Genomic DNA, 23,374 nt, shown 5'->3' with positions numbered 1-23,374 from the left:
AGTAAAAAACCAAAATAATAATAAATTGCACGATGGAACATTCAACAAGCACAGCAGGGATGACCAATTCAGCCACATTCAAAACCTTGGGGATCCAGGATAGCCTGATGGCTGGCGGACGCCCCTGTTTTGGGCATTTCGATGGCCCGGTTGCGTCTTTGGGGCTGGATAACTTTATCCTGATGAACGACATGGATAAGCCTGCCTCCCGCTTACAACGCCATTTTGGCTATAAACAGTTCGAGTTTATTGCCGTCAATACCCCCAATTACCTGATAGGCATCGCCCTGGCTGATATTCGCTATCTCGGCAGCGGCTTTTGCTACGTCTACGAGAAAAGTAAAAACCGGGTGTATGAGCAGCACTGGATAAGGCCCCCGGGCAGCTTTAGCCTTGGCCCTTCGCCGTTGTCGGCTTCCAGTGCCATGGCCGGGGTCAGCATTCACCGCCGGGATGGACTCTGGTCGGTGGCGCTGGATTTGGTGCTGGACACACTGGCGCTGAAAGCCGAGTTGCAGCTGGAGCCGTTGCCCCTTTCGCTGCCCATGGCACTTTGCAGTCCCACCGGTTACAGCGGCTGGACGTACACCCAAAAGCACAATGCCATGAGTGTAAAAGGCAGCCTTTACATCAACCATGAGCCCCAGCCCCTTGGGCGGGCTTTGGCGGGGTACGATTTTTCTGCAGGCTACATGCGACGGGAAACCAGTTGGCGCTGGGCCTCCATCAACGCCCATGTTGGTAATCGCCGGTTTGGACTCAACATTGCTGCAGGGGTAAATGAAACCGGCAGCAGTGAAAACGTGCTTTGGTTAGACGGGGTCCGTAAGCACCTCGGGCCTGTGCATTTCGAGTTTGACCGCAGCCAGGCAGAGTATGGCCGCTGGCGCTTGTGGTCTGATAGGGACGAGCTTGAGCTTGAATTTACGCCACTGGCCAGCCGCTCAGAGCGGCTTAACCTGATACTGCTGAAAAGCAACTTTCGCCAATATCAGGGGCGTTTTTCGGGATGGGTTCGTGATGTGGCAGGGCGCAAAGTGATCCTGGACGAGGTGTTCGGTCTTACCGAAGATCATTTTGCCAAGTGGTAAGTGCCCACAGCATCAGTATTGAAATCATAACAACAATAAGTTGCCCGCAAGCTGCAACGCTTTTGGATACAGACAACAGGGAAGACCATGAACCTCGACAAGCTAATCGCTCACCCGGAACTGCTGCTGATAGTGTTGGCGCCGATTTTTTTTCTGTGCATGGCGCTGGAGTTCGTGGTCGCCAATGTGCGTAAGCGACTGCCGGAAAATGCCAGGTACAACAAGGCAGAGCTTCTGTGTAACCTCAGCCTGGCGGGAATGCATCAGGCTGCCGATCTGCTCAGCGGATTTCTGATAGCCAAACTGTACCTGTATTTCTTTGGCTGGCGGCTGTTTGATATTGAAATGAATGGGCTGAATTTTGTGTTGCTGCTGCTGGCGCAGGATTTTTGCTATTACTGGTTCCACCGTTGCAGCCACCGCTGTCGCTGGATGTGGGCAGCACATGTGGCCCATCACAGTTCAGAAAACATGAACTTTTCCACCGCATTCAGACAAAGCCTGATGTATCCGCTGGCGGGAATGTGGATATTCTGGCTGCCTCTGGTTGTGATTGGTTTCGACCCCGCCTGGGTCGTGTTTGCGGTGCTGGCCAGTCTTGGGTTTCAGTTTTTCGTCCACACCCAGCTGGTGGACAAGCTTGGGCCACTGGAGTGGGTGTTCAATACTCCCAGCCACCACAGGGTGCATCACGGCTCAAACCCTCAATACATAGATAAAAACTACGCCGGTGTGCTCATCGTTTGGGACCGGCTGTTTGGCACCTTCGTCAAAGAAGAAGAAACCGTGCGCTACGGCATCACCAAGCCGCTAAACAGCATGAACCCGCTCACTGTCACTTTCAGCGAATGGCGCGATATGTTCAGGGATGCCATGGCGCCGGGGCTGAGTCTCGGCGAGCGCCTGCGTCAGCTTTTTGCGCCACCTTCCAGCGCCACTGATAAGGATTGAGCCTTCGCAAGTCCTCCGGCTTGGAGTAAGCTGGGGCGTCCAATTCTGAAAGAGAACCCTATGAAACTCTTTGTATTCGAACATTGTCCCTATTGTGTTCGCGCCATGATGACAGTGGGCTATAAGGGCATTGCGCTGGAAAAAGTGATACTGCAAAACGATGATGTGGATAGCCGTATCCGCATGGTCGGTGCCAATATGGTGCCCATTCTGCAAAAAGATGACGGCAGCTATATGGCCGAGAGCCTGGATATTGTTGCTTTTCTCGACGCGCTGGGCGGTGAGGCACAGCTTAAGCCCGCCGACCATGAGCAGCAAATCGCAGCCTGGCTGGATAAGACTGGTTATTACACCAGCCGGCTATTGCATCCCCGCAACGTGCGAATGAACCTGCCTGAGTATGGCTCCGAAGCTGCCGTCCGCTGGTACACAGAGAAGAAAACAGCGGTCATCGGTATGAGCTTCGATGAGGCCTTTGCCGCGTCGGCCGAGTATATTGCTGCGCTGGAGCCACTTTTTACCGAACTGGAATTTATGCCGCTGCCGAGTGAGCGAAACAATCAGTTGGGTTATGACGATGTGTTGCTGTTCCCTGTGCTGAGAAACCTCACCGCGGTGAAAGGGCTTAACTTTGGAAAGCGAGTTCGCCGCTATATAGATGAAGTGGCAGCGCTCACCAAGGTTGCGCTGTTTGATGCTATGGCGATTTAGCGCCAACACTCTCCTTGCCTGTTCACCACAGTCATCCGATAACGAAAACGCCCCATAACAGGGGCGTTTTTGCGATGTCACCACAAATCGTTATCAGCACAGGCCGGCGTTATTTTACCGCCTGCAAAATCACAAATTTGCCGTTGCTGGCCACGGTTTTACAGTTGCCAAATAAGCGCTTGAGTTTGATGTGATAACCAAGGTGGCGGTTGCCAACAATATGCAGCAATCCCCCCGGCTTCAACGCTCGTTTGGCATCGTTGAACATCTGCCAGGCGATATGGTCGGTAATGGCTTCCCCCTGATGGAACGGCGGGTTGCAGAGTACCAAATCCGCCTGCACCTCATGGGGCAGGTGGCTTAAACAATCATCCCAGATAAATTCAGCCCGGCCGGCATCCAGATTATTTAAAGCCCAGTTCTGGCGGGCACTTTCCACCGCCATGGCCGATTCATCCACCAGGTAGAGCCTGGCATCCGGATAAAGCTGGGCGGCCTTGAGGCCCAGCACGCCATTGCCGCAGCCAAGGTCGATAATCGAGTTGAAATCTCCCGCTGGCAGATTCGCCATCATCAAGCGGGCACCAATGTCCAGTTTGCTGGCCGCGAACACGTTACTGAGATTGCTCACCTTTAAGCCGTGCTCTGGCACGTCCCATATACTGGGCTTGCTGGCTGGCCGCGGATTGCCATCGGCGATGATGGTGATGACGCGGGTCTTCTTCCAGGTGAGGCTGGCGGTTGCCGGGCCCACTGCCTTGGCAATCAGGGCCAGCAGCGATTGATTAATGTGCTTGGCTTTTGCCCCCATCAGGATCACATCCCCGGCTTTCAGGGTGTGGCTCAGCTGGTTTAAGGTATCGGTCAGGAAGTTGAGATTCTTGGGCAGTTTCATCAGTATCTGCCTGCCTTGGGCGAAGCGGCCCAGATCGATGCAGTCTTGGTAAGTGACATTGGCGTTTGCGAGCCCGTTGGCAGCCAGATTAGCCTGGCAGCCCAAATGCGTGGTACGGCCATCGGCAGCAAAGACGATATCGGCATCGGGCCTGGCGGCGGCAAGGGCGCAGGTCAGGGCACCAAAGCTGTCATTGATCACCAGAAACTTGGCTGCCAAGCCGGTGTTGGACTCTTCCAGGTATTTCAGCAGGTGTTCGTCGGCGGCGTCCCAGGCTTGCAGATTGGGATCGCTGGTGGCGGGATACCTGTGCAGGCCCAGCTCACACGGGTTACCGGAAAGGAATGCTGAAAATCGGGTCGTCATATGTCAGAGTATCTCATCAGTGGGGGCGCGATTATCGCAAATTGTCGCGCCGCGTGCGACTCTTCCTGTTACCTCAAGCATAGGGGCAGATGTGACCAATCAGCTTGAATTCGCATTGGCGGGTGCCAAGGGGGCAAAGTCAGAGCCGCCTGTCAGCCATGTACCTGCCTTTCTGAGCCACCGGCAACAGGCACTGTTGATGGCCGAGGCCGCCGATTACCCCTTCGAGTCGCCCATGATTAAAGTTTATGGCAAGTGGCACCCCATACCCCGGCAGCAGGTGTGGTTTGCCGATGAAGGCTGCAGCTACCGCTACTCTTCCTTACTCATCTCTCCAACGCCCTGGCCACATTATTTATTGCGGCTCAAGCAGGCGCTGGAAGCGCATAGTGGGGCCGCCTTCAATGGTTGCCTCGTTAATCATTATCGCGGCGGCCAAGACGCCATGGGATTTCATGCAGACGATGAACCCGAGCTGGTGGAGGAATCTGTTATCGCCATTGTCAGCCTGGGTGCTTCACGCCCCCTGGTGATGCGCCGTCGTGTGGATGGTCTTCGTTACCGGGTGGTCTTACAAAGTGGCGATCTGCTGCTGATGCATCCCCCTATGCAGTCCACCTGGGAGCACGGCATCCCACGCAGCCAAAAGTCGCTGCCACCGCGGATAAGCTTCACCTTCAGAAACCTCAAGCCCTATTTTCACGGTCGCTGATTTTCACAGTTGCTGATTATGCGGGGCCTGGTTTGAACTGTGCACTTAACCACAGACCCGGGCGTCAGCCCCAAGTAGAGTGAGACATCACCCAGTCGTGTTTAGGGAGTCGAGTCCATGAAAATTCAGTTTATTGCCACCGTCGTTGGGCCACTCGGTCCGGATGTGCTCCAGTCTCTGGCCAAGGTCAGTCGCGAGCTGGGGGCTGAATGGCTTTCCAGCAAGCTCATCATGCTGGATGGTCAGTTTGCCGCCATGATGAAAGTCAGCATCGACGACGATAAAGAGGCCGCGTTGAGAGACAATCTGGCGCGGGAATTCCCTGCCCTGGGATTTGTTTATGCACCAGTGGCTGCGGTGGACGGGCCTGTGCAGCAGATACAGGTGGAACTCGACTGCAATGACAGACCCGGATTGACCCGGGATGTGAATGACGTTCTGGCCAATCTTGGTGTGTCTGTCTCCCATATGGAAAGCCACAGGGTGCAGGTCACAAGCCTTGGGCGCACTCTGTTTAACGCCTGCTTATCAGTGGCATTGCCGCCTGAGATGGACATTGGGACACTGACCTCGGCGCTGGAAGCGGTGGAGCCCAACGCCAGGGTCCATTTTCGGGAATCGGCCTTTGCGGCACACAGAGTTTGATCTTTGACCGGGGCGGCGCTAATCTGCCGCCAATTGCCATTACCGGAACACTGTTATGTCTGTTGCCGATATTATTTCCGCAAAGCTGAATGAAGCTTTTGCCCCCACCCATCTTGAAGTGATTAACGAAAGTTACATGCACAATGTGCCCAAGGGCTCTGAAACTCATTTCAAGGTCGTCATCGCCAGTGACAGCTTTGAGGGGCAGCGTCTGATTGGCCGCCACCGCGCCGTGAATGCGGCGCTTGCGCAGGAGCTGGCCAACGGGGTTCACGCCCTGTCGATGTTTACCTATACGCCCGACGAGTGGCAGGGTATGGATGCGGTACCTGCATCGCCCAAGTGCCGTGGCTGACCTGGTTATTGTGCACCATTAAAACACCCGCCCCCGGCGGGTGTTTTGGTTTTCACCCTCTGCCATGGACCTTGGCGGTTTCCTCGCTGTGGGTTTTCTGTTATCAATAGGTTGCATCGATAACAATAACGACATAACTACAGCTAAATTATGGGAAAACTGATTGGATTTTTTGAGGGGACAACCGAGGCCGTCGGTAGGCTGGTGGGTTGGTTTACCCTTGCCATGGTGCTGATGACCCTCGCCGTGGTGGTGCTCCGCTATGCTTTTTCAACCGGTGCCACGGCGCTGCAGGAAACGGCGCTTTATCTTCATGGCGCCGTGTTTACCCTGGCGGCGGGATTTACCCTGAAACGCGATGCCCATGTGCGGGTAGACGTGTTTTATCGCCAGTGCAGTGAGCGTACCCGTCATTGGATGGATTTCGTTGGTTGCCTGCTGTTTCTGTTTCCCCTGTCTCTCGCCATAGGCCTGTACAGCTTTGATTATGTGATGAATGCCTGGCGTATTCATGAAAGCTCTGCAGAGGCTGGCGGTCTGCCCTGGGTTTACCTGCAAAAATCACTGCTGCTGGGGCTATGTGCCAGTTTGATATTGCAGGGACTGTGTGAGCTTTACCGTCATGGCAAGGCGCTCTTTGGCAGGGAGTCCTGCTGATGGCGCTGCTGCTGTTTCTTATCATTTGTCTGGTATTGATGCTGGGCTACCCGGTGGCACTCACCCTGGGCGGCGTGGCCTTTTTGTTTGCCCTGGCCGCCAGCTTTTTCGGCGCCTTCGATATGGGGCTTTTTGGCCTGCTGCCCAATCGCATCTTCGGCATTCTGAATAATCAAATTTTGATGGCGGTGCCGCTGTTTGTGTTTATGGGCGTTGTACTGGAAAAATCCCGGATTGCCGAACAGTTGCTCACCACCATGGGCGAACTCTTGGGGCGTTTTCGAGGCGGCCTGATTTTCAGCGTATTTTTTGTGGGCGTGCTGCTTGCGGCCAGCACCGGCATTGTCGGCGCCACTGTGGTCACCATGGGGCTGATGTCGCTGCCAACCTTGCTTAAGCGCGGTTACAGCCCCGAATTCAGCGCCGGTGCCATCTGTGCCACCGGCACCCTTGGGCAAATCATACCCCCTTCCATCGCCTTGGTGCTGCTGGGTGACGTCTTGTCCAATGCCTATCAGCAGGCTCAGCTGAAGATGGGTATTTTCAATCCCAAGTCTGTGTCCGTGGGCGATCTCTTCGCCGGAGCTCTTATTCCCGGCTTGATGTTGGTCAGCCTGTATATGCTCTACACCCTGTTTCGCTTATGGCGCTCTCCGGCGGATTTTGGCACTGCTCTTGTGCAGGAAGCTGAGCCTACGTCGCTTGCCAGGGTGATTTCAGCCTTACTGCCGCCGCTGCTGCTGATTTTTCTGGTTCTCGGCTCCATTCTGGCCGGTATTGCCACCCCAACTGAGGCGGCATCTGTGGGGGCAGCAGGTGCGCTGGTGATTGCGCTGCTCAAGCGGCAAATGAGCATGCTGGCGTTGAAGGAAGTGATGCAAAGCACGGTCAAAATCACCTCCATGGTGTTTTTGATATTGATTGGTGCCTCTGTGTTTTCGCTGGTCTTCAGGGGGCTTGGCGGGGAAGAGCTGATACATAACCTGTTTGCCAATATGCCAGGTGGTGTGGTGGGTGCCATGTTGCTGGTAATGACGGTTATCTTCGTCCTCGGTTTTATCCTCGACTTTATCGAAATCACCTTTGTGGTGGTGCCTCTGGTTGCGCCCATTTTGCTAGCCATGGGGCTGGACCCAGTGTGGCTTGGGATCATGATTGCCCTCAACCTGCAAACGTCCTTCTTAACCCCGCCCTTTGGTTTTGCCCTCTTCTATTTACGGGGCGTGAGTGGTGACAGTGTTTCGAGCGGACAAATTTATCGTGGTGTGATCCCTTTCGTCATCCTGCAGTTACTGATGTTGATACTACTTGGGATTTGGCCGGCACTTGCCACTTGGCTGCCGTCGGTTTTGTATGGCTGATGATGTTCAGGCCTGTTTAAAGGAGTAAGGAAAATGCAAACAAGAATAGCAATTTGCCTTTTGATGGCCGCGAGTCTGCTGTCCGGCTGCAATGGCGACAAGCAAGCCGCTGAGGCCGCGCCGGTTGCCAGCGCCAAGCCGATAGAATGGAAGCTCGCCACCTCCTGGCCCAAGAATTTCCCCGGCCTTGGTACAGCGCCGGAACACTTTGCGGTGATGGTGGATGAAATGTCGGCCGGACGTCTTAAAATCAAGGTGTATGGGGCAGGGGAGTTGATGCCGGCACTGGAAGTGTTTGATGCGGTCAGTCAGGGCTCCGTACAGATGGCCCACAGCGCGTCTTATTACTGGAAAGGCAAGGCGCCGGCGGCGCAGTTTTTCACCTCCATACCCTTTGGGCTCAATGCCCAGGAGATGAACGGTTGGCTGACCTATGGCGGCGGACTGGAGCTGTGGGAAGAGGTGTATGCTCCTTTCGGTATTCTGCCTTTGCCGGGGGGCAACAGCGGCGTACAGATGGGCGGATGGTTTAATAAGGAAATCAACACCATTGATGACCTTAAAGGGCTTAAAATGCGCCTGCCTGGCCTGGGCGGCGAAGTGCTGAAACGCCTGGAAGGGGTGCCTGTTACTCTCCCGGGGCGTGAGCTCTATACCGCCATGCAGACCGGCGCCATTGATGCCACCGAATGGGTGGGACCATACAACGATTTGGCCTTTGGGCTGCATAAGGTGGCCAAGTATTACTACTATCCTGGCTGGCATGAACCGGGTACCACGCTCGAATTTATGATTAACAAAGCCGCTTTCGAGAAATTGCCCAAGGACTTACAGGCCATAGTGAAGATTGCCGCCAAGGCGACCAATCAGGATATGCTGGATGAATACACCGCCCGCAACGTGGGGGCACTGGATTCGCTGGTGAAAGAACATGGTGTGGTGCTCAAACAATTTCCCGAGGAGGTGATGGCGCAGCTCAGAAGCGTATCGGCGGAGGTAATCTCTGAGCAGTCGAGCCAGGACCCTATGATGAAAAAAGTGAACGATGCCTACCGTGAGTACGAGGCCGGCGTCAGGAAATACCACCTGATTTCGGAAGACGCCTACACCCGTTTACGGGAATGAGTTTTGGCAGGCCCTGCTTTGATGCTATGCTTGCGTCACTTTGCACCACCCAATTGTGCCCCAACAGAAGGGGCTGGAGAGCACCATGCCATTATTGGACAGTTTTACCGTTGATCATACCCGCATGAACGCCCCGGCCGTGCGCGTGGCCAAGACCATGAGCACCCCAAAAGGTGACACCATTACCGTGTTTGACCTGCGTTTTTGTGCCCCCAACAAAGACATTCTCAGTGAGCGTGGCATCCACACTCTCGAGCACCTGTTTGCTGGATTTATGCGTGATCATCTCAATGGTGATGGTGTCGAAATTATCGATATCTCTCCCATGGGCTGCCGTACCGGCTTCTACATGAGCCTGATTGGCGAACCGGCAGAAAAGCGTGTGGCGGACGCCTGGCTGGCCGCGATGGAAGATGTGCTGAATGTGGTTGATCAAAAGGCCATACCCGAGCTCAACGAGTATCAGTGCGGCACCTATGAGATGCACTCACTGTCCCAGGCGCAAGACATTGCCAAAGCCGTGATCGCAGCCGGGGTCAGTGTGAACCGCAACGACGAACTTAAACTGTCAGACGAAATTTTGCACAAACTCTAATTTCTCTGACAGAACGTCAAAAAAGCGGCGCCAGCCGCTTTTTTTTCGTCTAAAATCATCCATGTCACAAAAAAATTACAAATAGACCACCCAAGGTGGTAATTCCGGGATGAATGGATGAAACAAACCCCTGTGCTTGTAGGCTGCCTATTGATGGGCGTTACAAGTTCTCTAGGTTGGGCGAGTGAAGTTACAACGTCTGATACCAGTCCTTTCTTTATTGAGCGACTCGGGTTAAATACCCCGTCAGCACTGCCTCTCTATCCGTCCGGCCTGATGGTTGGCCGGGGCGATATGTTTGGCGAAAGTCGCTTTCTCCATGCCGACAGTCACGGTGCCATCCCAGACCTGATGGGCACTTCTCTTGCGGCAGCCCCCTATGTTGCTCCGGGTGTGTGGCTGGATGCCGGCCGTTTTGGTATTGAGGCCATGGAAAATTGTGCCTCGTACTCTGAGTGGGCTTTACTTGACTGCGGCAATCAAAGCGGCGGTGATTACTTGGTTCCGTCGATAGGCACCAGTGGAAATTCCATAGGCCTTGAAGCGCGGGATGATAAAACCGGCGGCCTCAGGGCGGCGTTTGCCTCCCGCAATGATGCCCTCGATATGAGCTTTGCCGGCAGCCACCTGAGACGTGAAGAAGGCGATGACTGGTGGGTTCAGACCAAGGATACCGAAGTCTTTGTTGGCCTTGGGGCCTCCAGTTTACCCGGCGCCAGAAAAAAACAGCGTACCGAGCTCTCCTGGCTTTATAAAGATGCGACTTCAACCCTGCCCGGAAGCAACTGGATACAGCAGAGTGACAGACAGCGTTTGCAGCTCAGTCACAGCGTTCAAACCGGCGAAAGCCGTCGTACCGACACCCGGCTGTTTTATCAGGAAACCGGGTTTCACAGCTTTCTGGCCGATATGACGATGACGCCAACGCCGCCGATTATCCCGAACGATGAGTACAGCGGTAAACTTGGTGACAGTGACTATCATACCTATGGCATTGTCAGTGAGAGTCTGGACAGATTTGGCGCCCATTCAATAGGCTACCGTCTCGCTTATCAAAGGGAAGGGGCAGAGTATTTGCTGGCAGACAAGCACATAGAAGACAGCGCCAGTGTGCTGGATCTCGGTGTTCGTGGCCGCCTGGGCTTTGATTGGGTCGATATCGAAGTGGATGGATTGTGGCGCCGCGCCGATTTGACAAGGGATAGCGGCGAAGCGGGCACTGACTTCAGGGTTGACGACTGGCAGTACGGTGTTGGCCTGTGGTTTGCCAACGACAGCGTTGTGCTGAGGGGAGAGCATCGCTTTGCCCCGCCATCACCCGGTAATCTTCAGGCCTTATCCCAAAGCGCAGATCACCTGCGTTTAACGGCGCGTTGGCCTTTGGGCGACTTGATGCTCCAGGGTGAGCTTTGGTATCAGGCATTTGATAACTTACATTTTGATTGCACAGAGCTTTCTGATTGCGAAACGGTTCGCGGCGTGTCTCAACTCAATGCCGGCGAGGTGGATGCTGAGGGGCTGAGTCTGGGGCTGCAGTGGTCAGGGCAATTCGGCATGGTAAAGATGCCCCTGTCTATCCAACTGGAGGAGAATCGTGCCAGTTTTGCGTCAAGCGCCTGCCTTGAACAGTACTCGCTGTGTTGGCAGGATGGTGACCGGGTTCCCTGGCAGCCACAGCGGCAAGTGACCCTGGCGATGGGGTTAGCAGCAGGTGAGTGGTCACTCTCAGTGATTGGCCGTGACAGTGAATTTGTTGATGAAAACCAGCGCCGAATCGATGTCAGTCTCAGTTGGCAAAGTGGGGCCCATCAGGTGTATCTCAGAGGGGATAATGTGTCCGCCGAGCCGCTGTCAACACCCACCGACTTTGGTCCAATATCCGGTGAAGTTTTAGTCAGTCTAGGATATCGCTGGCACGGTTGAACTGTAGACCTTATTGTCTCTCAAATTGTTTATGAGCCTGCTGGTAAACTAAGCAGGCTCATTTGGTTTTTATGGTTTTAAATTGATATTTATCAATTAGATAATTTTATGGTTGCGACATTTTTTTAAATCTGTCACGGCGATGAAAAAGCTGGCAGGAAAACCTTGAAATTCACTGCAATCAGGCGCTCGGGAAGTTTGAAATCACTTATAATTTTCGTGGCGATGGCAGGGCGTTTGGGGTAAAATGCGCGCGACCAGCGTGATTGCGATCGCATTTCTGTGATAAATCTGCGCCAGCTCAACGCGAACGGTGTTGTTTAAAACCGGGTGCCCCGCAGGAACGCGGCGCTTTGTCTTTCCTTCAAACGTAGTGCATGTGGATATGATTACAATTAAGAAAGGATTGGATTTGCCCATTGCGGGTGGTCCAGAGCAAGTTATCCATGATGGCCCAGCCATTAAACACGTAGCTACATTGGGTGAAGAGTATATTGGCATGCGTCCTACCATGAGAATCAAGGTAGGCGACAAGGTAGCCAAGGGTCAGGTGATTTTTGAAGACAAAAAGAATCCTGGCGTTAAATATACGGCTTTGGCCAGTGGTACTGTTACTGAAATCAACCGGGGTGCCAAGCGTGTGCTTCAGTCTGTGGTGATCGAAATCGAAGGTAACGATGCCGTTGCTTTTGATAAGTTCGATGCCGCCCAACTGGACAGCTTGAGTGCCGAGCAAGTAAGAAACAACCTGATTGAATCAGGTATGTGGACCGCCCTGCGTACCCGTCCTTTCAGCAAGGTGCCTGCAGTGGATGCGTCTCCTGCCGGTATTTTCGTTACCGCCATCGATACCAACCCCCATGCCGCCAATCCCGCTCTGGTGATTGCCGAGCATAAAGACGATTTTGCCAATGGCCTTAAGGTGCTGGCAAAACTGACTGAGGGCAAGGTTTATCTGTGTAAGGCGCCAGGTGCCGATATCCCAGCCGCTAATGCCGAAGTGCATGAGTTTGGTGGTGTACACCCTGCTGGCCTGCCAGGAACCCATATCCACTTCATTCTGCCTGCGTCTGCCAAGCGTACCGTGTGGCATGTTGGCTATCAGGATGTGATTGCCATCGGCCAACTGTTTACCACCGGTGAGCTGAACAACAATCGCGTGATCGCGGTTGCCGGTCCAAAAGCCGTTAAGCCTCGTCTGGTGCGTACTCTGCTGGGTGCCAGCATTGAAACCCTCACAGCCGGTGAAGTGGCTGAAGGCAAAGTGCGCAAGGTGTCTGGTTCTGTTCTGAACGGCCGCACCGCTACTGGTCCTCATGCCTATCTGGGTCGCTACCACCTGCAGGTTAGCCTGCTGGAAGAAGATACAGAGAAAGAGTTTATTGGCTGGATTTTGCCAGGCTCGAACAAATTCTCCATCACCCGTGCCTTCCTGGGTCACCTGTCCCCAAGTCGTTTGTTCAACATGACCACCAGTACTGGCGGCTCTGACCGTGCCATGGTGCCAATCGGCAACTACGAGCGTGTGATGCCACTGGATATTCTGCCAACCATGCTGTTGCGCGACCTGGTATCCGGTGATGTTGATGGCTCTGTTGCCCTAGGTGCACTGGAGCTGGATGAAGAAGATTTGGCACTGTGTACCTTTGTATGCCCTGGCAAGTATGACTACGGTTCCTATCTGCGCGGCTGCCTGGATACGGTTGAGAGGGAAGGCTGATGAGCTTGAAAGATTTTCTTGAGCGTATTGAACCGCAATTTGAAAAAGGCGGTAAATACGAGAAGTGGTATGCCCTGTATGAAGCGGCCGCCACTATTTTCTATACGCCAGGTCTGGTGAACAAGGGCAAGACCCACGTTCGCGATAACCTCGACCTCAAGCGTATGATGATCACCGTGTGGGCCTGTGCCTTCCCGGCGATGTTTGTTGGTATGTACAACGTAGGTCTGCAGGCTCAGCTGGCGCTGGCTGCTGGCTTCGCGACTCCAGATGTATGGCAGGTTAGTCTGTTCGGTATTCTCGGTACTGAAATGACAGCCGATGCCGGTTGGGCCACCCTGATGTGGTACGGTGCCTGTTTCTTCCTGCCTATCTATGCCGTGACTTTCGCGGTGGGTGGTATCTGGGAAGTGCTGTTCGCCATGGTGCGCGGCCACGAAGTTAACGAAGGCTTCTTCGTCACTTCTATCCTGTTCGCTCTGACCCTGCCCGCTACTATCCCATTGTGGATGGTTGCCCTGGGTATCACCTTCGGTGTGGTGGTTGCCAAAGAAGTGTTCGGTGGTACCGGACGTAACTTCTTAAACCCTGCGCTGGCCGGTCGTGCCTTCCTGTTCTTTGCCTATCCGCTGAACATGTCCGGTGACACCAGCTGGGTTGTGGCTGATGGTTTCTCCGGTGCAACGCACCTGAGCCAGGCTGCTACCGGTGCCCTGGATTACAGCCTGAACCAGGACTGGTGGAATGCCTTCTTCGGCTTTATTCCAGGTTCTGTAGGTGAAGTATCGACTCTGGCAATTTTGCTGGGTGGTTTGGTCATCATCTATACCCGCATCGCTTCCTGGCGCATCGTGGGTGGTGTACTGGTGGGTATGATTGCCGTTTCCATGCTGCTGAACCTGATTGGCTCTGACACCAACCACATGTTCGCCATGCCTTGGTACTGGCACCTGGTACTGGGTGGCTTTGCCTTCGGTATGATGTTCATGGCAACCGACCCTGTGTCTGCCTCTTTCACCAACCAGGCCAAGTGGGCCTACGGTATCCTGATCGGTGCCATGGCGGTGTTCATTCGTGTGATCAACCCTGCGTTCCCTGAAGGTATGATGTTGGCCATCCTGTTTGCCAACCTGTTTGCGCCACTGTTCGACCATTTCGTGGTACAGGCAAATATCAAGCGGAGGATTGCCCGTGGCTAAGAATAAAGATTCGTTCGGAAGAACGCTGTTTATCGTTGTTGGCCTGTGTCTGGTGTGCTCGATCTTCGTATCGACTGCGGCCGTGTTGCTGCGCCCAACCCAGCAGGAAAACAAGCTGCTGGATAAGCAAAAGTACATTCTGGAAGCCGCCAGTCTGATGGATACCAAGGCCGCTAACGTGACCAAGGCTGACATTCTGGCAACCTATAACAAGTATGTTGAAGCCCGCGTGGTGAACCTGAAGACCGGTGAGTTTGTTGATGGCGTGGATGGCAATACCTTTGACCAGGAAAAAGCTGCCCGCGATCCAAAAACCTCTTCCAAGCCAGAGCACGATATTGCTTCTATCAAGCGTGTGCCTGATCAGGCTGTCGTGTACCTGGTGCGCGATGATGCCGGTGCGCTCAAGACTGTGATCCTGCCTGTGAAAGGTTATGGTCTGTGGTCTACCATGTTCGCCTTCCTGGCTCTGGAGCCGGATCTGAACACCATTCAGGGTCTGGTTTACTACGACTTTACCGGTTCAGGTGAAACTCCTGGTCTGGGTGGCGAAGTACAGAATCCAAAGTGGAAAGCGCTGTGGCACGGCAAAAAACTGTTCGACGAGCAGGGTAAGCTGGCAATCAGCGTAACCAAAAACCCAGCAGTAGCTGCGTCTGTACATGGCGTTGACGCCCTGTCCGGTGCGACTCTGACCAGTAACGGTGTTCAGCACTCGCTGACATTCTGGCTGGGTAAAGAAGGCTTTGCGAGTTTCATTGAAAAAGCACGCAACGGAGGGCTGAGCTAATGGCCAACGAACTGAAAAAGGTTCTGACCGGACCTATTATCAATAACAACCCGATTGCGCTGCAGATCCTCGGTGTTTGTAGTGCGCTGGCAGTAACCAGCAAGCTGGAGACTGCACTGGTGATGACCCTGGCGTTGACCGCAGTGACTGCGTTCTCGAACCTGTTCATCTCCATGATCCGTAATCACATTCCAAGCAGTGTACGTATTATCGTGCAAATGGCGATTATCGCCTCGCTGGTAATCGTGGTTGATCAAATCCTGCAAGCTTACGCCTATGACGTGGCCAAGCAGCTGTCAGTATTCGTGGGCCTTATCATCACCAACTGTATCGTGATGGGCCGCGCCGAAGCCTACGCCATGAAGACGCCTCCAATGATGAGCTTTATGGATGGTATCGGTAACGGTCTGGGTTATGGCGCCATCCTGCTGTCTGTAGGCTTCGTTCGTGAACTGTTCGGTAACGGTTCGCTGTTCGGCGTAGAGATCCTGTCCAAGATCTCTGACGGTGGCTGGTATCAGCCCAACGGTCTGCTCCTGCTGCCGCCAAGTGCGTTCTTCCTGATCGGTGTTCTGATTTGGATCATCCGCACCTACAAGCCTGAGCAAGTTGAAGCAAAAGGATAAGGTCAATGGAACATTATATCAGTCTGTTAATCCGCTCTGTTTTCATTGAAAACATGGCCCTGTCCTTCTTCCTCGGCATGTGTACCTTCCTGGCCGTGTCCAAGAAGGTAAAAACTGCCATGGGCCTGGGCGTTGCCGTTATCGTGGTACTGGCGATTTCTGTACCCGCTAACCAAATCATCTATCAGGGCATTCTGGCGCCTGGCGCACTGGCATGGGCCGGTGTTCCAGAGGCAGATCTCAGCTTCCTGAAGTTCATCACCTTCATCGGTGTTATTGCTGCTCTGGTTCAGATCCTCGAGATGGCGTTGGATAAGTACTTCCCACCGTTGTACAACGCGCTGGGTATCTTCCTGCCACTGATCACCGTTAACTGTGCAATCTTCGGTGCTGTGTCCTTTATGGTTGAGCGTGACTATAACCTGCCTGAGTCGCTGGTTTATGGTGTAGGCTCGGGCATTGGTTGGGCACTGGCCATCGTATTGCTGGCGGGTATCCGTGAGAAGATGAAGTACGCCGATGTGCCTGACGGTCTGCGTGGTCTTGGTATCACCTTTATTACCGCTGGCCTGATGGCGCTGGGATTCATGTCGTTCTCTGGTGTGTCCCTGTAAGGGGCACCTCAAGAAGGCTGTTAAGTAAAGGTCTTCTAAGGATAAATTAATGGATATTCTTGGTATTTTTAAATCTACTCCACTCGAGGTTTACCTCGGTGTGAGTATGTTTACCGCCATCGTACTGGTGTTGGTGCTGGTGATTTTGTTCGCCAAATCCAAGCTGGTTTCCAGCGGTGACATCACTATTGGTATCAACCACGATCCCGAAAAAGCCATCAAAACTGCAGCTGGCGGCAAGCTGCTCGGTGCATTGGCAAACAGCGGTATCTTCGTATCATCAGCCTGTGGTGGTGGTGGCTCTTGTGGTCAGTGCCGTGTGCATGTGAGGTCTGGTGGTGGCGACATTCTGCCAACTGAACTGGACCACATCTCCAAGGGCGAAGCCAAAAAAGGTTGTCGTCTGGCGTGTCAGGTTAACGTAAAAACCGACATGGAAATTGAGCTGGAAGAAGAAATCTTCGGTATCAAGAAGTGGGACTGTACTGTTATCTCCAACGATAACAAGGCAACCTTCATCAAGGAACTCAAGCTGGCCATCCCTGATGGTGAGTCTGTACCTTTCCGTGCCGGTGGTTACATCCAGATTGAAGCCCCTGCTCACCACGTTAAGTACGCCGATTTCGACGTACCTGAGAAATATCGTGGCGACTGGGAACACTTCGGTTTCTTCAAGCTGGAGTCCAAGGTTGATGAGCCGACTATTCGTGCTTACTCCATGGCCAACTACCCTGAAGAGTTTGGCATCATCATGCTGAACGTGCGTATTGCGACGCCTCCTCCACGTAACCTGAGTCTGCCATGCGGTAAGATGTCTTCTTACATCTGGAGCCTGAAGGCCGGTGACAAGGTGACCATTTCCGGTCCATTTGGTGAATTCTTTGCCAAGGACACTAACGCTGAGATGGTCTTTATCGGTGGCGGTGCCGGTATGGCTCCAATGCGCTCGCACATCTTCGACCAACTCAAGCGTCTGAAGAGCAAGCGTAAGATGAGCTTCTGGTACGGTGCCCGTTCCAAGCGCGAAATGTTCTATGTAGAAGATTTCGACGGTCTGGCGGCCGAGAATGATAACTTTGTGTGGCACGTTGCTCTGTCTGATCCTCAGCCAGAGGATAACTGGAATGGCTACACAGGTTTCATTCACAACGTACTGTACGAAAACTATCTGAAAGACCATGAAGCCCCAGAGGATTGTGAGTTCTACATGTGTGGACCTCCAATGATGAACGCGGCAGTAATTGCCATGCTCAAAGACCTCGGTGTTGAAGACGAAAACATCCTGTTGGATGACTTCGGCGGATAATGGTGTTGGCCCCCGGTGCTCCGGGGGCCAAGTTTTTTAACAGTGTCTGTAAAGAATCGAGAATTGCAGGTCCCAATGAAAAAGACCTTATCAAACTGGCTGGTCCTTGTCGGACTGGCCTTTTTTATTTCAGCTTGTTCTAAAGCACCCGAGGTGGTGAGCCTGTCTGGCGGCACCATGGGCACCACGTATCACATCAAGGTAGTCCCCAGTGACGCCTTACCCCAAAGCCAACTGCTGCAGGCCGAAATTGACCTGGCATTGGAGCGGGTGAACGACCAGATGTCCACGTACCGACCCACCTCTGAACTCAGTCGCTTCAATCAGTTGCCATTGGAGCAGGGTGTGGAAGTGTCGGACGACACTATTAAGGTGGTTCGCGAAGGTATGCGTCTGTATGACGTCACCGATGGTGCGCTGGATATTACCCTTGGGCCTCTGGTTAATATTTGGGGATTTGGACCGGATAAGCGTCCTATCAAGTCTCCAACCGAAGAAGAGATTGAAGCTGCCAAAGCACGCACCGGTATTCAGAATATCAGCATTGACGGTAACCGCCTCTATAAGCGCAATGCTCACCTCTATGTAGATTTGTCATCCATCGCCAAGGGGTATGGCGTGGATGTAATTGCCGATTTGCTGGATAAGTATCACACCAGCGGCTATCTGGTAGAAATTGGTGGCGAACTGCGCATCAAGGGCACCAAGGGGGATGGCAGCAGCTGGCGTATAGCTGTTGAAAAGCCCCAGGCTGAAGGCCGCGCAGTGTCTCAGGTAATAGAGCCCGGCAATATGGGTATGGCTACCTCGGGCGATTATCGCAACTACTTCGAAGAAAATGGCAAACGCTTCTCGCATTTGATAGACCCAAGAACCGGTTATCCCATCGAGCACACCTTGGCATCTGTCACCGTGCTGCACCCAAGCTGTATGACTGCCGACGGCCTTGCGACGGCCATGATGGTGCTGGGCACTGAAGCGTCATTGGAACTTGCCAAACAGCAGGGACTGGCGATAATGCTGATTGAAAAACAGGGCGAAGAGTTTGTGGTACACTACAGCGACGCATTTTTGCCCTTCGTTAAGTCCACTCAGGAGTGATGTATGAGTACCTTTATCGCAGCTTTTGCGGTGCTTATGGTGTTTTTCCTTTTGATGTCAATTGGTTATATCATCAAGAAAAAGGCCGTTGCCGGTAGTTGCGGGGGCCTCGGTGCCTTGGGTATCGATAAAGCCTGTGACTGTGATGATCCCTGCGACAAGCGCAAAGCTAAAATGGCTGCCGAAGAGGCTCGCAAGGAAAAGCTGACCAAGGACAGGATCCTTTAACGCAGGACAGCATCAAATAAAGGCTCCCATGGGAGCCTTTATTGTTTTCCGCCTCGGTTTTATTTCCCCGAATAAACACCTATGCTGGCTATACTGGCATGGTTCGGTCATTCAGCACCAAACGGGGGAAAGTATTATGAGTTCTGCACCCGAACATATACTGAATTCTGTTGCTTCTATTACCGAGCAGCGTCAGTTGCAGTCACTTGCCACCTGTTTGATTGAAACCATTGAGCAAACACTGGGGGTAAAGCAGGTTGCGGTTATCAATGTGGGCGATTTGCCTCATTTTCCAAAATTCCTCACCTCAACCGATTTCGTGCTGGCACTGGATAATCCACCACCCTGTGTGCAACGATGCATAGAAACCGGTAAAAACGCAATTTGCGATCAGGATGAGCGTTGTAAGGTGGCGCTGCCGGTAAAAATGAATGATGCCGTGGTTAAGGTGCTTCTGGTTTACGACCTCGACTTGAATAATGCCAACCTGATGATGCTGCAGGCATTCGCCCGTATTTACGAAAACTTTGCCCGGGTCGTACTCGACAGCCAGACCGATGGCTTAACAGGCCTGCTTAACCGAAAGGCCTACGACGCACGCCTGTTTCATCTTTTCAGCCACATTCGGACAGAGACCCGCAGGGCACCCTATTTTTGGATGCTGACCTTTGACATCGACTTCTTCAAGAAGATAAACGATACCCTTGGCCACCTATACGGGGACGAAGTCCTGCTTCGGATTAGCCGGGCGATGAATGACTGCTTTAGTGACGAAGATGCCTTATTTCGCTTCGGGGGTGATGAGTTTGTGGTGCTGCTGGACAACAAATCTCAGCATGAAGTCGAGTACATCTGCCGTAAGCTGATGGCGGACGTCGGTAAAATCCAGCACGAAAAAACCGGCCCGGTCACGCTTTCTATCGGGATAACGTCACTGACTCTCGAAGATAACCCCATGTCCGTTATGATGAAAGCCGACAAAGCTCTCTATTTTGCCAAAGACAATGGCCGCAACAGATGGGCGTTTTATCATGACCTCTTTAATCATGGCGATTTACTGCCGACACAAATCGATGACGATATAGAGTTGTTTTAATCCCCGCTCGTTGATAAGCATAAACGCAATAAGAATAATTAACCTTTAAATGTTGTTGATATTAAAGGAAAAGTTGATTATTTATCCCGGCTGTACTAGGGTGAAATTGATGTAGATCAATTTTCATCCAACCAAGGACGTTTGCTTATGAAAGGCCATGCCAGTGTGGTAAGCCACCTCAACAAGGTATTGACTGCCGAGCTTACTGCAATCAATCAGTATTTTCTCCATGCCCGGATGTTCAAAAACTGGGGGCTGGAAAAGCTCAACAGCAAGGATTACAAAAAATCCATCGAAGACATGAAGCATGCCGACAAACTGATTGAGCGGGTGCTTTTCCTCGAGGGATTGCCCAACCTTCAGGCATTGGGCAAGCTGCGGATCGGTGAACATTCAGAAGAAATGCTCGGCTGCGACAAGAGCATGCTGGAAGAGCAGTTGCCTCTGCTGCGTGCTGCCATCGCCGAATGCGAAAAACTGCAGGACTATGTAAGCCGCGACATCCTCGAGGACATCCTTGAAGACGAGGAAGAGCATCTCGACTGGCTCGAGTCCCAGTTTGAGCTTATTCGCCTCACCGGCATTCAAAATTACTTGCAGTCGCAAATGGACGATTGAAGGAGAGCAAAATGAAAGGTCATCAGGAAGTTATAGATGCGCTGAATGGTTTGCTAACCGGTGAATTATCGGCCATGGATCAGTATTTTGTGCATGCCAGAATGTATGAGGATTGGGGACTGAATGAGCTTTACGAGCGCATCGCCCATGAATCAGACGACGAGCGCGAGCATGCGGCCAAATTGGTGTCCCGTATCCTGTTTCTGGAGGGCACGCCGGATGTCGCCAGCAGGGAAAAGCTCAACATAGGCAAAGATGTGGAAGCCATGTTAAAGAGCGATCTGGCGTATGAATACAAGGTGGCCGACAACCTGCGACGGGTTATTGCCCTGTGTGAAACCAAAGGGGATTATGTCACCCGTGAGCTGTTGCAGCAGCTGTTGGAAGAGACCGAAGACGACCACCTGTACTGGCTGGAAAAACAACTGGGTTTGATAGACCGCGTCGGTTTGCCCAATTACCTCCAGTCCAAAATGTCCTGAAGCTATTTGTTTACTTTCTGCTTCACCTCCATGAAAAACGCCGGCAAGTACGCCGGCGTTTTTATGTTAAAGACGCCCCGCTGTACGGAGCTATTTGCCTAAATTTACTCTAATTTCACTGTTATCCTGCGGCTATTGTTGCTAGATTGGTGGGCTTATTTCGCCCAACAACAATAACTGCGAAAGGGTAATCCGATGGGACATATCAAACGTTCTTTGAGCCTACAGCTTGTACTGACGCTGGTTGGCGCGCTGGCGATATTGCTGGCGCTGGTCGCAACCTTTTTGGTGCGTGATGCCAGTCAATCCACCCGCGCCACCATTGATGGCGACATCAATGCGCTGATGGAGCAAAAAAGCCGCGACATTCGTGGCTACTTCGTTGCCAAGGGCCAGATCATCCATGCGGTGTTTGCCGAGCCCGGCCTGGTGGATTGGTTTACCCATTACAAGGCCAGGGGCAGCAATCTTGCCAGCGATGCCCAATATCAGCGCATAGTGCAGTACTTCAGATATTTTTCCGACAAGGATGCCGATATCAAGTCGGTATTCTTTGGCTCTGCCAATACCTTTGAATATTTCGACCTCAATGGCCGTTACGATGGCGACCCCAATTACTACACCAACAAGCGTCCCTGGTGGCAGGAAGCTCTGGACAAGGGCGGTCTGTTTGTGGGCGACCCGGCTGTCGATGCCAATGATGGCTCTATCTCGGCAACGGTAAAAACGCCGGTTTATGGTGCCAACGGCCAGTTGTTGGGTATTGGCGGCATGGACATTCTTATCGATACCATTGGCAAGTCGCTGCTGGCACCCATTAAATATCAGGGTTCTGGCCAGGCGTTTCTGATGACTGGCGATGGCAAGCTGGTGTACTTCCCCGGATTTAACGAGAGCTTTCCACCTGGCTCAGCCATTCAAAAGGTCGACAATAATGGCAGCGAAGGTTTCACTGCCCTTGGCCAGCTGATGCAGCGCCAATCCAGTGGATTTACCGATGTGGTCTATCAGGGGAATCCCCAGCGCGTGGCCTTCGTTGAAGTGGCGGGGGACTACCCCAAACAAAAATGGCACCTGGCCTTTATGCTTCCCCATGAGGTGATTGAGGCGCCGGTGCGCGATGCATTCTGGAATGCCTGCCTGATGTCCCTGGGTATCATCCTCCTGGTGGGCGTGACCGTTTGGCTGTTGCTACTCCCGCTTCGCAGGCAGCTCAAGTCGCTGCTCGGTGCCATGGACAACATGGCCAGCGGTGAGGGTGATTTGTCCCGCCGTATCGACATTCAGCGGGAAGACGAGCTGGGACTGATGGCGGATGCCTTCAACCGGTTTGCAGCCAAGGTGCAACAAATGCTGCGCCAGACCCGCGACCTGACCCGTGACGTGGATGACGGCATTGTTGAAGCCCGTAAAATTTGTGATGTGGCCGTTGGCGCCGTTTCCAGGCAAAAGGCACAAATCGACTCGGTAGCGGCCGCCGCTATCGAAATGGCTCACACCAGTCAGGAAATGGCTGCCAGTGCGCAGCGGACGGCTGACTTTGCCGAAACTGCCCAGACACAGGCCGATGACGGCAAACAAATAGTCGCTGAGGCTACCACTGGCATAGAAACCCTCTCATCCAGGGTGATAGAAGCTGCGGCAGTGATAAAAGAGCTCAGGGGCAGCTCAGAAAAAATTGGTGAAGTACTCAGCGTTATCCGTAACATTGCCGAGCAAACCAACCTGCTGGCGCTCAACGCCGCCATTGAAGCCGCCAGGGCCGGAGAGCAGGGACGGGGTTTTGCCGTGGTGGCCGATGAGGTGCGCACCCTGGCGTCCCGTACTCAGGATTCTACCGCCAACATTCAGGGCATCATCCAGCGCTTGCAACAGAGTGCCATGGAGGCTGAGTCCGTGATGGAGGCAGGCGTGAATGACGCCAAGCGCGGGCAATTGCTTACCAGTCAGGTGCAGGATTCACTTGGCAAGATCACCGATGCCATTGGCGCCATATTGCAGCAAACCACCGAAATTACCGTGGCCATCGGCCAGCAGGCGGTGGTGGCCGATGAGGTGGCGCAGAACGTGGAAAATGTGCGCGGACTGTCCGATGACTCCCATTCTGCCAGTCAGGAATTGGCGGGCAGCCTCAAGGCATTTGAGCAGCTCACCCACGCACTGTCCGGCAATATCTCGCAGTTCCGGGTGTAAACCGGGTAAAAAGC

Annotated in this window: 24 protein-coding genes; 23 read left to right on the top strand and 1 reads right to left on the bottom strand. The window is 53.2% G+C overall.

What is annotated here, in order from left to right; translation table 11 throughout:
- Window positions 1-59 precede the first annotated feature (59 nt).
- The 3 genes from K0H79_RS13310 (at window position 60) to grxB (ending at window position 2,753) form a co-directional block, all read left to right on the top strand.
- The gene (locus tag K0H79_RS13310; RefSeq protein ID WP_258405391.1) at window positions 60-1,091 is read left to right on the top strand and encodes a DUF2804 domain-containing protein; all 1,032 of its coding nucleotides are present in this window, start codon (window positions 60-62) and stop codon (window positions 1,089-1,091) included.
- Between the two features lie 87 nt (window positions 1,092-1,178).
- Window positions 1,179-2,042 carry a sterol desaturase family protein gene (locus K0H79_RS13305; protein ID WP_220065234.1) on the top strand — a complete coding sequence of 288 codons (864 nt, stop codon included), beginning with the start codon at window positions 1,179-1,181 and terminating at the stop codon, window positions 2,040-2,042.
- Window positions 2,043-2,102: 60 nt separating this feature from the next.
- On the top strand, window positions 2,103-2,753 hold the full coding sequence (gene grxB, locus K0H79_RS13300) for a glutaredoxin 2 (RefSeq protein WP_258405390.1): 651 nt from the start codon (window positions 2,103-2,105) through the stop codon (window positions 2,751-2,753).
- Window positions 2,754-2,862: 109 nt separating this feature from the next.
- Here the strand turns inward: grxB and K0H79_RS13295 are convergent, their stop codons facing one another.
- Complete coding sequence (locus tag K0H79_RS13295) at window positions 2,863-4,014, bottom strand: methyltransferase (RefSeq protein ID WP_220076132.1); 1,152 nt, start codon at window positions 4,012-4,014, stop codon at window positions 2,863-2,865.
- Window positions 4,015-4,105: 91 nt separating this feature from the next.
- Between K0H79_RS13295 and K0H79_RS13290 the strand changes: the two genes are divergently transcribed.
- From K0H79_RS13290 to K0H79_RS13195, 20 genes are all read left to right on the top strand, one after another.
- Window positions 4,106-4,726, top strand: coding sequence for an alpha-ketoglutarate-dependent dioxygenase AlkB (locus K0H79_RS13290; protein ID WP_220076131.1), 621 nt, complete (start codon window positions 4,106-4,108; stop codon window positions 4,724-4,726).
- Window positions 4,727-4,843: 117 nt separating this feature from the next.
- Window positions 4,844-5,371, top strand: a complete 528-nt coding sequence (locus tag K0H79_RS13285; RefSeq protein WP_220076130.1) for a glycine cleavage system protein R — start codon at window positions 4,844-4,846, stop codon at window positions 5,369-5,371.
- A 55-nt stretch (window positions 5,372-5,426) separates the two neighbouring features.
- Complete coding sequence (locus tag K0H79_RS13280) at window positions 5,427-5,726, top strand: BolA family transcriptional regulator (protein WP_220076129.1); 300 nt, start codon at window positions 5,427-5,429, stop codon at window positions 5,724-5,726.
- A gap of 150 nt (window positions 5,727-5,876) precedes the next feature.
- The gene (locus K0H79_RS13275; protein WP_220076128.1) at window positions 5,877-6,383 is read left to right on the top strand and encodes a TRAP transporter small permease subunit; all 507 of its coding nucleotides are present in this window, start codon (window positions 5,877-5,879) and stop codon (window positions 6,381-6,383) included.
- The gene (locus K0H79_RS13270) at window positions 6,383-7,744 is read left to right on the top strand and encodes a TRAP transporter large permease subunit (protein ID WP_220076127.1); all 1,362 of its coding nucleotides are present in this window, start codon (window positions 6,383-6,385) and stop codon (window positions 7,742-7,744) included. The genes K0H79_RS13275 and K0H79_RS13270 overlap by 1 nt, the downstream gene beginning before the upstream one ends.
- 33 nt (window positions 7,745-7,777) lie before the next feature.
- The gene (locus K0H79_RS13265; protein ID WP_220076126.1) at window positions 7,778-8,869 is read left to right on the top strand and encodes a TRAP transporter substrate-binding protein; all 1,092 of its coding nucleotides are present in this window, start codon (window positions 7,778-7,780) and stop codon (window positions 8,867-8,869) included.
- Window positions 8,870-8,954: 85 nt separating this feature from the next.
- Complete coding sequence (gene luxS / locus K0H79_RS13260; RefSeq protein ID WP_220076125.1) at window positions 8,955-9,464, top strand: S-ribosylhomocysteine lyase; 510 nt, start codon at window positions 8,955-8,957, stop codon at window positions 9,462-9,464.
- Window positions 9,465-9,581: 117 nt separating this feature from the next.
- On the top strand, window positions 9,582-11,387 hold the full coding sequence (locus K0H79_RS13255) for a hypothetical protein (protein WP_220076124.1): 1,806 nt from the start codon (window positions 9,582-9,584) through the stop codon (window positions 11,385-11,387).
- A gap of 385 nt (window positions 11,388-11,772) precedes the next feature.
- Window positions 11,773-13,107 (top strand): Na(+)-translocating NADH-quinone reductase subunit A, encoded by a 1,335-nt coding sequence (locus K0H79_RS13250; protein WP_220065224.1) that lies wholly within the window; start codon window positions 11,773-11,775, stop codon window positions 13,105-13,107.
- Window positions 13,107-14,306: an NADH:ubiquinone reductase (Na(+)-transporting) subunit B gene (locus K0H79_RS13245; protein ID WP_220076123.1), complete on the top strand. Its 1,200-nt coding sequence runs from the start codon at window positions 13,107-13,109 to the stop codon at window positions 14,304-14,306. Before K0H79_RS13250 ends, K0H79_RS13245 begins: the two co-directional genes overlap by 1 nt.
- Entirely contained in the window at window positions 14,299-15,096 is a 798-nt protein-coding gene (locus tag K0H79_RS13240) for a Na(+)-translocating NADH-quinone reductase subunit C (RefSeq protein WP_220065223.1), read from the top strand. The genes K0H79_RS13245 and K0H79_RS13240 overlap by 8 nt, the downstream gene beginning before the upstream one ends.
- Window positions 15,096-15,722: an NADH:ubiquinone reductase (Na(+)-transporting) subunit D gene (locus K0H79_RS13235; RefSeq protein WP_011760645.1), complete on the top strand. Its 627-nt coding sequence runs from the start codon at window positions 15,096-15,098 to the stop codon at window positions 15,720-15,722. Before K0H79_RS13240 ends, K0H79_RS13235 begins: the two co-directional genes overlap by 1 nt.
- Before the next feature lie 5 nt (window positions 15,723-15,727).
- On the top strand, window positions 15,728-16,336 hold the full coding sequence (gene nqrE, locus K0H79_RS13230) for an NADH:ubiquinone reductase (Na(+)-transporting) subunit E (RefSeq protein WP_011760644.1): 609 nt from the start codon (window positions 15,728-15,730) through the stop codon (window positions 16,334-16,336).
- 49 nt (window positions 16,337-16,385) lie between these two features.
- On the top strand, window positions 16,386-17,642 hold the full coding sequence (gene nqrF / locus K0H79_RS13225; protein ID WP_220076122.1) for an NADH:ubiquinone reductase (Na(+)-transporting) subunit F: 1,257 nt from the start codon (window positions 16,386-16,388) through the stop codon (window positions 17,640-17,642).
- Between the two features lie 75 nt (window positions 17,643-17,717).
- Complete coding sequence (locus K0H79_RS13220; protein ID WP_220076121.1) at window positions 17,718-18,743, top strand: FAD:protein FMN transferase; 1,026 nt, start codon at window positions 17,718-17,720, stop codon at window positions 18,741-18,743.
- A gap of 3 nt (window positions 18,744-18,746) precedes the next feature.
- Window positions 18,747-18,971 carry a (Na+)-NQR maturation NqrM gene (nqrM, locus tag K0H79_RS13215; RefSeq protein ID WP_011760641.1) on the top strand — a complete coding sequence of 75 codons (225 nt, stop codon included), beginning with the start codon at window positions 18,747-18,749 and terminating at the stop codon, window positions 18,969-18,971.
- 136 nt (window positions 18,972-19,107) lie between these two features.
- Window positions 19,108-20,067, top strand: a complete 960-nt coding sequence (locus K0H79_RS13210; RefSeq protein ID WP_220076120.1) for a GGDEF domain-containing protein — start codon at window positions 19,108-19,110, stop codon at window positions 20,065-20,067.
- Window positions 20,068-20,214: 147 nt separating this feature from the next.
- A complete protein-coding gene (gene bfr, locus K0H79_RS13205) occupies window positions 20,215-20,685 on the top strand; it encodes a bacterioferritin (protein WP_011760639.1) in 471 nt (156 codons plus the stop codon).
- Window positions 20,686-20,696: 11 nt separating this feature from the next.
- Window positions 20,697-21,167, top strand: coding sequence for a bacterioferritin (gene bfr / locus K0H79_RS13200; protein ID WP_220065219.1), 471 nt, complete (start codon window positions 20,697-20,699; stop codon window positions 21,165-21,167).
- Window positions 21,168-21,362: 195 nt separating this feature from the next.
- The gene (locus K0H79_RS13195; protein WP_220076119.1) at window positions 21,363-23,360 is read left to right on the top strand and encodes a methyl-accepting chemotaxis protein; all 1,998 of its coding nucleotides are present in this window, start codon (window positions 21,363-21,365) and stop codon (window positions 23,358-23,360) included.
- Window positions 23,361-23,374: the final 14 nt, after the last annotated feature.

This window comes from Shewanella sp. FJAT-52076, assembly GCF_019457455.1.
GTDB classification, from domain to species: Bacteria; Pseudomonadota; Gammaproteobacteria; order Enterobacterales; family Shewanellaceae; genus Shewanella; species Shewanella zhangzhouensis.
Note: the sequence above shows the minus strand (reverse complement) of the source record. Positions and strands in the feature narration are given on the sequence as shown.

What these genes read in the sequence shown, in the direction of transcription:
- K0H79_RS13310 (WP_258405391.1), top strand. Translation starts at nt 60, where the DNA reads ATGACCAATTCAGCCACATTCAAAACCTTGGGGATCCAGGATAGCCTG.
- K0H79_RS13305 (WP_220065234.1), top strand. Translation starts at nt 1,179, where the DNA reads ATGAACCTCGACAAGCTAATCGCTCACCCGGAACTGCTGCTGATAGTG.
- grxB (WP_258405390.1), top strand. Translation starts at nt 2,103, where the DNA reads ATGAAACTCTTTGTATTCGAACATTGTCCCTATTGTGTTCGCGCCATG.
- K0H79_RS13295 (WP_220076132.1), bottom strand. Translation starts at nt 4,014, where the DNA reads ATGACGACCCGATTTTCAGCATTCCTTTCCGGTAACCCGTGTGAGCTG.
- K0H79_RS13285 (WP_220076130.1), top strand. Translation starts at nt 4,844, where the DNA reads ATGAAAATTCAGTTTATTGCCACCGTCGTTGGGCCACTCGGTCCGGAT.
- K0H79_RS13280 (WP_220076129.1), top strand. Translation starts at nt 5,427, where the DNA reads ATGTCTGTTGCCGATATTATTTCCGCAAAGCTGAATGAAGCTTTTGCC.
- K0H79_RS13275 (WP_220076128.1), top strand. Translation starts at nt 5,877, where the DNA reads ATGGGAAAACTGATTGGATTTTTTGAGGGGACAACCGAGGCCGTCGGT.
- K0H79_RS13270 (WP_220076127.1), top strand. Translation starts at nt 6,383, where the DNA reads ATGGCGCTGCTGCTGTTTCTTATCATTTGTCTGGTATTGATGCTGGGC.
- K0H79_RS13265 (WP_220076126.1), top strand. Translation starts at nt 7,778, where the DNA reads ATGCAAACAAGAATAGCAATTTGCCTTTTGATGGCCGCGAGTCTGCTG.
- luxS (WP_220076125.1), top strand. Translation starts at nt 8,955, where the DNA reads ATGCCATTATTGGACAGTTTTACCGTTGATCATACCCGCATGAACGCC.
- K0H79_RS13255 (WP_220076124.1), top strand. Translation starts at nt 9,582, where the DNA reads ATGAAACAAACCCCTGTGCTTGTAGGCTGCCTATTGATGGGCGTTACA.
- K0H79_RS13250 (WP_220065224.1), top strand. Translation starts at nt 11,773, where the DNA reads ATGATTACAATTAAGAAAGGATTGGATTTGCCCATTGCGGGTGGTCCA.
- K0H79_RS13245 (WP_220076123.1), top strand. Translation starts at nt 13,107, where the DNA reads ATGAGCTTGAAAGATTTTCTTGAGCGTATTGAACCGCAATTTGAAAAA.
- K0H79_RS13235 (WP_011760645.1), top strand. Translation starts at nt 15,096, where the DNA reads ATGGCCAACGAACTGAAAAAGGTTCTGACCGGACCTATTATCAATAAC.
- nqrE (WP_011760644.1), top strand. Translation starts at nt 15,728, where the DNA reads ATGGAACATTATATCAGTCTGTTAATCCGCTCTGTTTTCATTGAAAAC.
- nqrF (WP_220076122.1), top strand. Translation starts at nt 16,386, where the DNA reads ATGGATATTCTTGGTATTTTTAAATCTACTCCACTCGAGGTTTACCTC.
- K0H79_RS13220 (WP_220076121.1), top strand. Translation starts at nt 17,718, where the DNA reads ATGAAAAAGACCTTATCAAACTGGCTGGTCCTTGTCGGACTGGCCTTT.
- nqrM (WP_011760641.1), top strand. Translation starts at nt 18,747, where the DNA reads ATGAGTACCTTTATCGCAGCTTTTGCGGTGCTTATGGTGTTTTTCCTT.
- K0H79_RS13210 (WP_220076120.1), top strand. Translation starts at nt 19,108, where the DNA reads ATGAGTTCTGCACCCGAACATATACTGAATTCTGTTGCTTCTATTACC.
- bfr (WP_011760639.1), top strand. Translation starts at nt 20,215, where the DNA reads ATGAAAGGCCATGCCAGTGTGGTAAGCCACCTCAACAAGGTATTGACT.
- bfr (WP_220065219.1), top strand. Translation starts at nt 20,697, where the DNA reads ATGAAAGGTCATCAGGAAGTTATAGATGCGCTGAATGGTTTGCTAACC.
- K0H79_RS13195 (WP_220076119.1), top strand. Translation starts at nt 21,363, where the DNA reads ATGGGACATATCAAACGTTCTTTGAGCCTACAGCTTGTACTGACGCTG.